At 43.9% G+C, this 12,200-nt stretch carries 12 protein-coding genes and 1 other RNA gene; 10 read left to right on the forward strand and 3 right to left on the reverse strand.

Annotation, left to right across the window (positions count from 1 at the left end; all coding sequences use genetic code 11):
* Positions 1 to 548: IS30 family transposase (locus HMPREF1152_RS00060; protein ID WP_009643098.1), on the reverse strand; the 548-nt coding region annotated here is incomplete at its 3' end.
* Positions 549 to 671: 123 nt separating this feature from the next.
* On the opposite strand from HMPREF1152_RS00060, the gene HMPREF1152_RS00065 reads away from it, so the two are divergent.
* A complete protein-coding gene (locus HMPREF1152_RS00065; RefSeq protein ID WP_009643111.1) occupies positions 672 to 2,414 on the forward strand; it encodes an ABC transporter ATP-binding protein in 1,743 nt (580 codons plus the stop codon).
* Positions 2,414 to 4,132, forward strand: a complete 1,719-nt coding sequence (locus HMPREF1152_RS00070; protein ID WP_009643092.1) for an ABC transporter ATP-binding protein — start codon at positions 2,414 to 2,416, stop codon at positions 4,130 to 4,132. The genes HMPREF1152_RS00065 and HMPREF1152_RS00070 overlap by 1 nt, the downstream gene beginning before the upstream one ends.
* 262 nt (positions 4,133 to 4,394) lie before the next feature.
* Here the strand turns inward: HMPREF1152_RS00070 and HMPREF1152_RS00075 are convergent, their stop codons facing one another.
* Positions 4,395 to 5,840 (reverse strand): nicotinate phosphoribosyltransferase, encoded by a 1,446-nt coding sequence (locus HMPREF1152_RS00075; RefSeq protein ID WP_009643132.1) that lies wholly within the window; start codon positions 5,838 to 5,840, stop codon positions 4,395 to 4,397.
* Positions 5,841 to 5,858: 18 nt separating this feature from the next.
* Positions 5,859 to 6,281, reverse strand: a complete 423-nt coding sequence (locus HMPREF1152_RS00080; RefSeq protein ID WP_009643120.1) for a peptide chain release factor 1 — start codon at positions 6,279 to 6,281, stop codon at positions 5,859 to 5,861.
* Between the two features lie 161 nt (positions 6,282 to 6,442).
* Here HMPREF1152_RS00080 and HMPREF1152_RS00085 point away from each other — a divergent pair, with 161 nt between their 5' ends.
* From HMPREF1152_RS00085 to HMPREF1152_RS00115, 8 genes are all read left to right on the forward strand, one after another.
* Positions 6,443 to 7,432, forward strand: coding sequence for an RluA family pseudouridine synthase (locus HMPREF1152_RS00085; protein WP_009643127.1), 990 nt, complete (start codon positions 6,443 to 6,445; stop codon positions 7,430 to 7,432).
* A 142-nt stretch (positions 7,433 to 7,574) separates the two neighbouring features.
* A complete protein-coding gene (gene lepB / locus HMPREF1152_RS00090; RefSeq protein ID WP_009643116.1) occupies positions 7,575 to 8,099 on the forward strand; it encodes a signal peptidase I in 525 nt (174 codons plus the stop codon).
* Positions 8,100 to 8,234: 135 nt separating this feature from the next.
* Complete coding sequence (gene smpB, locus HMPREF1152_RS00095) at positions 8,235 to 8,708, forward strand: SsrA-binding protein SmpB (protein ID WP_009643113.1); 474 nt, start codon at positions 8,235 to 8,237, stop codon at positions 8,706 to 8,708.
* 145 nt (positions 8,709 to 8,853) lie between these two features.
* Positions 8,854 to 9,205: a transfer-messenger RNA gene (ssrA, locus tag HMPREF1152_RS09155) on the forward strand.
* Between the two features lie 91 nt (positions 9,206 to 9,296).
* Complete coding sequence (gene fic / locus HMPREF1152_RS00100; protein WP_009643107.1) at positions 9,297 to 9,902, forward strand: protein adenylyltransferase Fic; 606 nt, start codon at positions 9,297 to 9,299, stop codon at positions 9,900 to 9,902.
* A gap of 536 nt (positions 9,903 to 10,438) precedes the next feature.
* The gene (locus HMPREF1152_RS00105) at positions 10,439 to 10,636 is read left to right on the forward strand and encodes a hypothetical protein (protein ID WP_009643119.1); all 198 of its coding nucleotides are present in this window, start codon (positions 10,439 to 10,441) and stop codon (positions 10,634 to 10,636) included.
* The gene (locus tag HMPREF1152_RS00110) at positions 10,630 to 10,965 is read left to right on the forward strand and encodes a hypothetical protein (protein WP_009643131.1); all 336 of its coding nucleotides are present in this window, start codon (positions 10,630 to 10,632) and stop codon (positions 10,963 to 10,965) included. Before HMPREF1152_RS00105 ends, HMPREF1152_RS00110 begins: the two co-directional genes overlap by 7 nt.
* A 491-nt stretch (positions 10,966 to 11,456) precedes the next feature.
* A complete protein-coding gene (locus tag HMPREF1152_RS00115) occupies positions 11,457 to 12,197 on the forward strand; it encodes a plasmid pRiA4b ORF-3 family protein (protein ID WP_009643122.1) in 741 nt (246 codons plus the stop codon).
* The last annotated feature ends 3 nt before the right edge of the window (positions 12,198 to 12,200 follow it).

The following is a 12,200-nucleotide window of genomic DNA, read 5'->3' on the forward strand; positions in this document are numbered from 1 at the left end:
CAATCCCCAATACGTGAACGACTCTCTGCCTCGGCAGGTCGCTCTGAGAGATTGTTGCTAATAACTATTTTGCCACGTTTTTCAGTGTGTTCTTTAGTATGACGAGTTTTCCCTCTATGTCTAAGTTTCCGTATCGCACCTCGATTCCCCTTCGATTTGCGTTCGGCTTTTGTGTCAAACATTCTTGCATAGATAGCTCTATAAATGGTTGAATAACTAATGCTGAAACTCGCATGTTCCAGTTTTAGTCTCTCTGAAATCTGTTCCGGTGACCATTGATGTTCAAGAAACTTTTCTTGAACATATTTAAAAATCGTTGGATTCGAGAGTTTATGCTTCGGACGACAATTCTTTCTGCGAACTTCGTATGCAGCTTGAGCAGATATGGCAGAATACTTACTATCCACAGTATTACGAGATAACTCACGAGAGATTGTTGACTTATCTCTGCCAATGCTGTTAGCAATATATGTAATTGTGCAATTCTGTGAATGGAGAAGTAGTATCTTTTCACGCTCCTCTGGTGTAATATGTTTGTAATGACTCATTATGCCTCCTGATATTTGGATGTCTTAGCAAACACCATTTTACCAGAAGTAATGAGTCATTATTCATTTGTTGCACTTAGATTGTAAATTCAAGATACAAAAAAGATTAGAGGAGGTTTAAGAATGGATACTTTTAGGAAGCTGTTCAGCTACGCCGAGGAACGCAAGGCTTGCATGATTGCAGCGATGATATTGTCGGGTGTGGCAACGATACTGTCTTTTATCCCCTATTATTTTCTATGGCAGATGCTAAATGAGATAACGGGAAATGCCGACCGGACGTTGATCAGCAAGCTGTCATATCTAATATTCGGAACTACAATTTTATATACTGTCGTGTATCTATCAGCACTTTTATTCAGCCATTTATTCGCCTTTAGGCTTGAAACAAATATGAGGAAGAAGGGCTTAAATGCGCTGCTTGACGCTTCATTTTCGTTCTTTGATATGAACCCGTCAGGCCGCACGCGAAAGATTATAGATGATAATTCTTCAAATACGCATACGATTGTAGCACATATGCTGCCTGATTCTGTAAACGCAGTGCTGTTTCCGATATGTCTGTTGGTTATTTCATTTATGGTTAGCAGGTATGTTGGAATACTGATAATATTAGCAGTGATTGCGGCAAGCATATGCTTTAAATTCATGTATTCAGATCCCGATATGATGAAGGATTACATGGGAGCCCTGGAAGATATCAACTCGGAGACGGTTGAATATGTCAGGGGGATACAGGTGATCAAGATATTTGATATGGTTGTTGAATCCTTCGAGAGGCTTTACAAATCAATTATCAGATATTCTGATGTAGTTAACAGGCAATGCCAGATGTGCAAGAGACCCTATGTTGCCTTTCAGACCTGCATGCTGTGCTTGGCGGCACTCATTATACCTGTTGCCCTTAAGCTGTTGCCAAATGCATCCAATATAAGCGAAGTGATAAGTCTTGTTGTGTTCTTTGCATCCTTCTCGGGACTTCTGATGAATGCCTTTGTTAAGGTGATGTTCTTCAGCAAGAATTTTGAACTGGCAAAGGATGCCATTGACAAGCTCGAGGGTCTTTTCGATGAAATGGACAGGGATAAGCTTTCCCACGGGAAGGTCGAGTCAATGACGGGCTATGACATTGAATTTGACAACGTGACATTCAGCTATGAAGAAGGCGTTGATGTACTAAAGGATTTCAATCTAAAGCTTGCGGGAGGCAGAAGATATGCGCTGGTGGGATCATCCGGCAGCGGTAAATCCACGATTGCCAAGCTTGCATCAGGATTTTACCCGGTAGTAAGCGGACATCTCAGAATCGGCGGGGTTGATATCACAGAATATAAAAGTGAAACACTTGAGCGCGGGATTGCTTTTGTGTTTCAAAATGCCAAGCTGTTTAAGACAAGCATTTATGAGAATGTGAGAATAGGTAAACCGGGATGCAAGCATGAAGAGGTTATGCAGGCTCTTGAATATGCGATGTGCGGGAACATCATCGATAAATTCGAGGAACGGGAAAACACGATTATAGGCGCCGAGGGAGTTCATTTATCGGGTGGTGAGACTCAGAGAATTGCGATTGCCAGAGCCATACTTAAGGATGCTCCAATCATAATCCTTGATGAGGCGAGCGCTGCCAGCGATCCGGAGAATGAATATGAGATGCAGCAGGCCTTTTCAAAGCTTATGGAAGGTAAAACCGTGATTATGATTGCACATAGGCTTTCCAGTATCAGGAATGTTGATGAAATACTTGTTATTGAAGACGGCAAGGTATCCGAACGAGGCCCGCATGATGAGCTTATGTCAACAGACAGCAAGTACAAGAGCTTACAGCAGCTGTATAATCAGGCGAATGAATGGAGGCTATCATAATGAAAAATAAATTGCAGAGATATTTCTCGCTTACCGACACCGGCATAGATAATATGATGAGAGCGGCTCGAGCGTCGTTTTGTAAATATGTGACGTTCTTGATGCCGCCTGTTCTTGTATTCGTTTTTCTTAATGATTTGATATCGGGAAAGCTTAAGTCACCTTCCTATTATATCGGGATGCTAGTGGCGATAGCGATTGTGATGTACCTGCTTACAGCTAGGGAATATAGACTCACATACGATGTTACGTACGAGGAAAGCACCAATCTCAGAATAGAACTAGCTAAAAAGATTAAGGAACTGCCTCTTTCGTATTTTTCTACCCACAATCTGTCAGACCTGTCTCAGACAGTTATGATGGATGTTAGCAATATTGAAATGGCTATATCTCACGCCGTTCCGGAAAGCTTAGGGTTTGCAGCTTTTTTTATCATAATAACCGTAATGATGTGTATCGGGAATCTTATTCTAGGTCTTGCAGTGACACTCCCTATCTGGTTCGGGTTTGCTTTTTTGTTCATGACCAGGAATCTGCAAACAAAAAAGGTCAAGGTATATTACAAGAAATTGCTTGAGAACGCAAACTCATTCCAGAATGCATTTGAAATGCAGCAGGAGATTAAAAGCTATTCGATGCAGAATGAAATCAGAGACGATGTTATATCAAAGCTTGATAATACGGAGAAAATTCACATCGCAGCGGAATTTACAATGGCGATTAACAGTTCGATAATACGGGTTATTCCGCTGCTGGGGCCTGTATTGGTAGCAACTATAGGAGCGGCATTATTTGCAAATGGGAGCATAAGTCTTCTGTACTACGTAGGATATCTGATGGCGGTAACGACGATTTCTCATCAGTACGCAGCTCTTGCCGAGTTCATTATGACGATGTTTTTCTTTGAGGACAGCTTCGGCCGAATCAGAGGACTAATGGATGAGGATGTGCAGACAGGAGCTGATAAAGCGATAAACAGCTATGATATCTGCTTTAAGGATGTGGAATTTCAATATGGCGACAATAAGGTTATAAACGGAATAAGTTTCAAGGCTGATCAAAATGCCGTTACAGCAATAGTTGGACCTTCCGGCTGTGGTAAGACCACTATATTGAGGCTTCTCTCTCGTTTATACGATTACGATAAAGGCAAGATAACAGTTGGTGGCGAAGACATCAAGGCTATTAGTACAGCATCTCTATTTAATAAGATATCAATTGTGTTCCAAAATGTTGAGCTCTTTAACACAAGCGTCATGGAGAATATCAGACTGGGCAGAAAGGATGCTACTGATGAAGAGGTGCTGGAAGCTGCGAGGTTCGCAAATGTGGATGAGATAGCTTCAAAGCTTCCGAATGGATATGCGACTATAATAGGAGAAAACGGTTCAAAGCTATCCGGAGGTGAGCGACAGCGCATCTCCATAGCAAGAGCTTTTCTGAAGAATTCGCCTATAATATTGCTTGATGAAATATCCGCTTCGCTTGATGTGGAAAATGAGATGGAGATTCAGAGCAGCATAAACAGGCTGATAAAGGATAAAACTGTAGTTGTAGTATCTCACAGAATGAAATCAATAGAGAAGGCTAATAAAATTATAGTTATTGATGATGGGCGTGTAGTTGGTTCAGGCAGTCACGAGGAGCTCATGAAGAGCTCGGAGCTGTACGGTGCTATGGTTAGAAAGTCGCATCTGACGGAAGATTATCTGTATTAAAGCAGTGGTGAATAGCGGCTGTGACACAGCCGATTCCTGTTTAGATCAGATTTTAGGAATAAGACCCGGAACCGTGTGAAATGCCGCTGTGGATAACAAAAAACGGCATCTGACGTTCGGTATACTCGGTATATAAGCATTGGCTAAAAGGTATAGCACAGGTATTCAAGAAGATGCTAAGCTGCGATGTAAAAAGCTTGCGCTGCTGCGGTTTAAACGCAACGGCACAAGCTCTTTTTATGTATTCATATTCTCATTCAGACTATAATTCCTCAGGAAATTCACTGAATTTACCGAGCAGCTCATGCTTCATATTCCAGAGCTTTTTGGATAGATCTACATAATATGTCTGGGGATTCTCAAATCGCAGCATTTCGCTCCATAGAGTCTCTATCTGTGACCTGCAGTAGTCTCGGATGGTTTCGAGGTCAGGCGATTCATATACGCATTCGCCTTTGTCAAATACCCTGACCAACAGATCCTTGGCTGTGAAGTTAGTCAGCCGTTTACGCTTCCAGATTGCGTTAGGATCAAATATCTCGACGACATCCTTAAATGGGGCGCTCTCCTCATGAAGCGCGATGAGGTCAGCCATGACCTTGCCTGTGTCGTTATCGAAAAATCTGTATACTCTCTTGAAGCCGGGATTCGTAATTTTTTCGACGTTTTCGGAGATCTTCATCTTAGGCACCATCACGCCGTTATCCTCGATAGCTGCCAGCTTGTACACACCGCCAAATACAGGCTCGGACTTGGCTGTAATCAGCCGTTCTCCTACGCCAAAAGCGTCAATCTTAGCTCCTTCAAGTATCACGTCTCTGATCAACCACTCGTCGAGAGAATTGGATACTAAGATGTCGCAATCCTCTAAACCGTTTTCATCGAGAACCTCTCTTGTCTTTTTTGTTAGGTATGAAATATCCCCGCTGTCGATACGAACGCCCATCTTGGTCGGCTTCATCTCTTTAAACACCTTGATGGCGTTCGGAAGCCCCGACTTGAGGACGTTGTATGTATCGATGAGGAGCACAGCGTTGTCGGGATAGATTCTGGTGTACTCCTTAAATGCTTCGTATTCGCTGCTAAATGTCTGCACCCAACTGTGCGCCATAGTTCCGAGTGCCGATACTCCGTAGTCCCTGTCGGCGATTGCGCATGCTGTACCTGCACATCCTCCGATATAAGCAGCTCTTGCTCCATATATGGCAGCTGATGCACCCTGTGCACGCCTCGAACCGAATTCCATAACAGGTCTGCCCTGTGCTGCTCTCACAACTCTGCTTGCCTTTGTGGCTATCAGACTTTGGTGATTAATCGTGAGAAGTACAAAGGTTTCAATAAACTGCGTCTGAATCAGCGGTCCGGTTACTGTGAGTATCGGTTCGTGAGGGAATATCGGAGTGCCCTCGGGAACTGCCCATACGTCGCAGGTGAATTTGAAATCCTTGAGATAATCCAGAAATTCTTCGCTAAAAATCCCTTTTGTGCGCAGATACGCGATGTCCTCCTCTGTGAAGCTTAGGCTCTTAAGATACTCGATGACCTGCTCAAGTCCCGCCATGATCGCATATCCGCCGTGATCCGGAACTTTGCGGAAAAACATATCGAAGCAAGCTTCGTAGTCACGAACCTCAGAGCGGAAGTAGCCGTTAGCCATCGTGAGCTCGTAGAAGTCGGTGAGCATAGTCAGATTGTATTTATCAAGCATTTGTTATCCCTCCTCGTATTAGTAACCTACAAGATCTGAAATAACAGACTCCGCAGATGCACCCTTCTTGAATGCGTAAGTTCCCGCATCCACATCAGCTGTGTTGTAACCTTGAGCTTTAACATCTTCAGCGAACTGCTGATAATCGGTAAACAGGTTCTTGTCGATCAGCTCAGAGATATCGCCTTCACCGCCACCGCTGATCGTGACGCTGACGTCTTTCTTGAGAACGCCGTTTTTAAATGCGCTTCCGGTCTTGAGCTTCGAAGCTGAGTTTAGAGCCTCTTCGGACTGCTTGCGACTCGACTGGCTTGCGAGAACCTGCGGGTATTTCATAATGACATTAAAGCGCCACACGATCAGGCCGGCAGCCATCACCACGATTATGACCGCGATAATAATATCGTTGGTGTTGTGCAATAAATCCTTGAAATTCTTCATTGTTGATTCTCCTTAACGCTGCGGCACCAAGCGCAACTTTACTGCAGATTATACATTCTTTTACTTGTGATTGCAAACGATAGAGGGGCTCTGTTCCTTGTTAATCAGCGTTTTGCATGATATAATATACGATGCGATTAGAGAAAAGGAAGCAGGCTTAAATGAAGCAAATCGAGATAAACTCCAACGACGCAGGCAGACGCCTCGACAAATTCATGCGCAGGTACCTCGCTAAGGCGACGTTGAGCACGATTTACAAGGTCATTCGCAAGGACGTAAAGGTCAACGGCAAGCGTGAGGGCAACAGCTATATGCTGGCTGCAGGCGATATGCTTACATTATATATGAGCGATGCTCAGATTGCGGAGTGGACAGCTTCGTCCGAGACCGGCGCTGGTTCTAAGGTGCGCCGCAGCTTCAAGATTGTGTACGAAGACGAGGATATCCTGGTTGCCGACAAGCCGTTCGGATTGCTGACTCATGGCGATAGTAACGAGAAGAAGAATCACCTCGCCAACCAGGTCAAGGATTACCTGATTGAAACTGGGAAGTACAATCCACGCGAACGTGTATTTGCACCGGCGCCGGCAAATCGCCTCGACCGCAACACGACCGGGGCGGTGCTGTTCGGCAAGAACAGCGCTTCGCTGAAGACGCTCAACGAGATGATACGAGAGAACAAGGTCGACAAGTACTACATGACTATCGTGTATGGACATCCCGATGGGGAGATTGACTTGAAGGGCAGGCTCATCAAGGATCAGAAGACCAACACCGTCAAAATACTGGATATAGGAGCTTCCGAAGGACGTGAGATAGAGACGATAGCGAGGCCGATTCGCAGGATTGGGGATTTTACATTAGTCGAGATTAAACTTGTGACAGGCAGGACACATCAGATCAGGGCGCATATGGCGTCGGTCGGACATCCGGTAATCGGAGATGTCAAGTATGCCGGAGGTAAGGCTGCCGATGTTAACAGGAAGCTCAAGCAGCGTTTCGGACTCAGCACACAGCTGCTGCACAGCTGCAGGATAACCTTCAAGGAGGGAATCGGACCTCTGGAGCGACTGACGGGACGGTCGATAGAGGTAGATTTGCCGGAGGAATTTGAAAGAATTATCAGCGGGCTCGAACAGGCACAGGCCTGAACCCTGCTGAGGCTGCCGAGTTTTGTTGATGAAACTCGGCAGAAGCATCTTGAACGGGCATGAGCTCTGCCGAAGGATAGCGGATCGAATCAGCTGCCTGTTAGCGGATTCGAGAAGCGCAGGAAATCGAAAGGGATTATTAATGAGTGAATTTGCAAAGAGCTTAATCAAGGACATAATCGTCGCAGCGGTTCTGGCTGCAGTCATCCTGACATTTATCAGGCCGACGATTGTCAAGCAGACTTCAATGCAGGACACGCTAAATCCAAATGATTACGTCATCATGGCCAGGCGCGCCTATGCCGGCGACAAGGAGCCTAAACGTGGTGACATTATTATATTTAAGTCCGAGCTCAAGGATGAGAGAGGCAAGGACAAGCTGTTGATTAAGCGAGTAATCGGGCTTCCCGGCGATGAGGTTACCATCAAGGATGGCAGCGTGTATATCAACGGTAAGGAATATCACGAGGACTACCTGAAAGACGGATACACGACCGGAAGTGTCAATAAGCTCAAGGTGCCTGAAGGCGAGTATTTTGCGATGGGCGATAACCGAGTTGTCAGCGTAGACAGCAGGTATAGTGAGGTTGGATGTATTAAGAAGTCCGCGATCAGGGGCAGGGCAATACTGAGATTGTTCCCATTCAACAAGATTAAGAGGCTATAACGTCGTGACGGCTTAATATAAAGAAGAGTACGAGCTGACAAGGCAGTTCGGCGGCATACGCGGAAAGTCACGTGGGATCGCATGTAAAATTTACGTGCTGCAATATTTCGAGAGGGAGTATATCAAAGGGAAAAGATGGCAAGAAGCAGGAAGGTAGTAGCAAATAATAAAAAGGCGAGACATGATTACTTTGTCGAGGAGACCTACGAGGCGGGCATCGCACTCACCGGTACCGAGATCAAGTCGGTTCGTGCTGGCCGCGTCAGCATTAAGGAGAGTTACGCGCACATATACAATGGCGAAATTACCATCCTCGGTATGCATATCTCACCATATGAACAGGGCAACAGGTTCAACGTCGAGCCGCTTCGTGAGCGCAAGCTGTTGATGCATAAGCGTGAGATCTTCAAGCTGGCAGGCTTAATCAAGACTGATGGGCTGACGTTGATTCCGCTTAATGTGTATATCAATGAAGCAGGCTATTGCAAGGTGGAAATCGGTCTTTGTCGGGGCAAGAAGAATTACGATAAGCGCGAGACTATCGCCAAGAAGGAGGCCGATCGCAAGATGGACAGAGCGATTAAGGACAGCCTTCGAAGAAGACTTTAAAGGTTTCTTGACTTCTTGATTTTAAAGATTTCTCGACTTTTCCTCTTGAAATTAGGGAGCAATTCCACTATAATACTTTACTCATATAGTCTTTATAACACTTTTATAATTCTTTCGGGGATACCCGAGAGGTTCTGACAACTGTGGGGGCGTCAGGTTTCGACAGGATTGTGGAACAAGGATAAGCGAGCTGTGGAGCCGAGCCACGTAAAAAGCGGCGGTTAAATTCAAACGCTAAAAAGAATAACAATTTCGCACTAGCTGCTTAGTTCAGCAACGCGCGTCAACCGGTATTCACCTGCAGGTAACGGAGCTGGCGTCGATTATGCAGGAAAACCTTGCGTGAGCTCCCGGTAGCGCAAGGGAATTGCGGGATAGCGATTGTGTAGTCTGCTGACATGACGATACATGAGCGAATTATAAAGTATCAGCTGCGCTCGGAGAAGGTCTTTCGGAAATGCTCCTGGACGTGGGTTCAAATCCCACCGCCTCCACCAGAAATGATTCTATAACGTTCTTTGTGGTATGGTCTTAAAACCTATTTCACAGATTGGGGTCTAAATATAAACATATACCGGAGGTAAGGTAATGGCGCTTGCTAATAAGTTTGGAATAACAGACTCTGCTGAGCTTGCCAGAGCAGAGGAAAGAATCAGTAAGAAGAAGGCTGCATGGCTATTTGAAAGCGGCAGACTGGATGAGCTTGAAGCAGGTTCATTTGCTGCCCTCTCGGAGATTCATAGAGTATTGTTTGACGAAATATATGATTTTGCCGGGGCGTTAAGAACTGTGAATATTTCCAAGGGAAATTTTCGTTTTGCCCCTGTGATGTATCTTGAAGCATCAATTAGGCATATTGAAGAAATGCCACAGCAGACCTTTGATGAAATAGTTGAGAAATATGTTGAAATGAATATAGCACATCCATTCAGAGAAGGTAATGGCAGAAGTACACGCATCTGGCTTGATCTCATACTAAAGAAGGAAATCAATAAGGTTGTTGACTGGAGCAAGGTTGATAAAGATGACTACCTTATGGCAATGGAACGCAGTCCGATTAAGGATATTGAAATAAAGCATATATTGAGAAATGCATTGACTGATAAGATTGATGACAGAGAAATGTATATGAAGGGCATTGATCACAGTTACTATTATGAAGGATACAATATCTATAGAGTAGAAGAACTGTAGTTTAAGGCGTTTATTTGAGCCTGAAACCGGTTGAAAATAATTAGAGGAAAATTAGAGAAATTTACATGATGCGCTCTGAAACCCTTGAAACTAGAAAATGTACAGAGCTGCAGCCATAACGCCTCCGCCAATACTGAATCGCCTAATCGTGTAACCGCTGAAAGCAGCTGATTTACAACGTCTAGGTGATTTTTTGTTTTTTGTCCGTTGTCGTAATTTGACACGTTTTATCGCAGATTGTGTGACAAGTGTCACCTTGGTTCTCTGTCAAGAAAACGGACAATTTTTCTGATACTCAAGCGGAGATCTATAGCCGCAATAGCCATGTATCCGCCGGGTATTGTAGAAATTGATAATTCCACCCATCGTCAATACCGCAGAACCTCATTCGAGCCGTTTCGCCACTTCTTAAACCACACAACACTCGCACATAACGACTGAATCTATTAGCCAATTTAATACGAATTGCCGGTACTGTTTGGTATCGGGTTTTCTTTCGTGGTATACTCGCCGTATATTGAGTTTTGGAGGCTTTTATGAAATGGTTTTTGCTTGAAATTTTGCAATTTGTGAAGACATCAAACAACATATTAGGTGTTATATTTGGTTTTTTTATAAGCTATTTATGGAAACGAATGGGGAAAGTACAAGTTGTTTATTTACAAGATAAAGAATTAAATGTCGAGAGAAAAGGGAAGCTTGTAAGAGAAGACGGAGATGAGAATTTTTGGTAGATATATATAACAATAAAGGAATTGATTTATATATTACAGAAACTAAGCTTAAGAGAGTCGGTAGTGAGTATGCGGTTCTCCCTAAAGACGATAAAATAAACGAGGGAACACTGGATGAAATCATAATTGTAAAAGCGGAAAGCGTAAAAAGAGTGTGCTTAACCACGTTAAACAGCAGCGGCGGAATAAAAGACGGAGACATAATAAAATTCAAATTTCATAATAATGTGAATCGTTTTGTATTGCCATGGCCTTGTAAAAATATCAAAGAAATAAAAATAAATAAAAATGATGTTAGTCTAAATAGTGAGTGCGTGAATCCTCACTAAATATCGATATTGAAGTAAAGTCAGATTGGATGAAAGGCTTTGAAGTTGCACTTTACATTGATTACTTAACGTTTGGTATTTTTCCTCGTTGAGAGACAAGAAGCCGTATGATAAAATGCAGGTGAATTGAGTACATATATTACACGATATATGCGATCAACGGGACCATCAGCCGTAGAAAGCAGACCTCGCTCCAATATACGAAGGAAGCAAAATAATTATAGATAAGAACAAGTTCTTCCGCAGCGACCGGGAAGTGTATGAGTTGCTCCTCTATTAACTCTTACGGAATAAGTAGTTCCACTATGATGTGAGGCACTAGGCACAATGGTGATGATTATTTCATGGCAACAGTCGAAGGCGTATCAAGGTCAAAGTTCTATGGTCGAAAACTCTGGATTGGATGGGATAGGCGGATACTTTCTCTTAAAAGGAAGTTGTAGAGATTACGAAACGGCTGATACATTGATGAAACGGGAGGGTATGTAATCATGGCTTCAAAACCGATTATGCAATTTTATGCAGAATTAAAAGATGCACCCTTTCCTGTCTGGCGCCGATTTCAGACACTTAATGACGTGCGCTTTTCCAGACTGGCGTATATTTTGATGACGATGTTCGAGATGCAGGCGAGCCACCTGTTTCGCATTGAGATCGACAATGTGGAGAACATTCGCAGGACACGCACAGATGAGTTATGCGACTATCTCATCAAAGTCTATGAAGAAGGAGGCAGGTATAAGACCTATCTCGAAGTCAATCTTGAATTGATGGATGACTTTGCTCGCTTCGGTGAAGAATCCCTTGATGCTGCGGAAACGTTGGTAAAGCATCATCTGACAAAGCCGGGCTATGCTTGCACCCTGGAATATGATTTCGGTGATGGCTGGGAGGTGGAAGTAACCTTGGAAGAAGTCTTCGAGGATGGAGCACTCCCCGGCAGAGAACTTCCCCGGGTCATCGCCGGCGAAGGGTATGGAATTATTGAGGACTGCGGCGGTACTTGGGGGTTGAATGAAATCGAAAAGGCCTTTCAAAAAGGCTCCGGTGAAGCTTATGAGAACTATTCCTATTGGCTTGGAACAGATAAACCGGATCTACATGCTTTTGATATCGAGGATATGAATTTTCGACTCAAGAAGGTGCCCAGGATCTACAAGGATATCTATGAACTGGAGCTGAAACCTACAGAGCTGTCAATTGCGATTTTGGAGAGACAATACAAGAAGTGATTT

Source organism: Mogibacterium sp. CM50, assembly GCF_000293155.1.
Classification (GTDB): Bacteria; Bacillota; Clostridia; order Peptostreptococcales; family Anaerovoracaceae; genus Mogibacterium; species Mogibacterium timidum.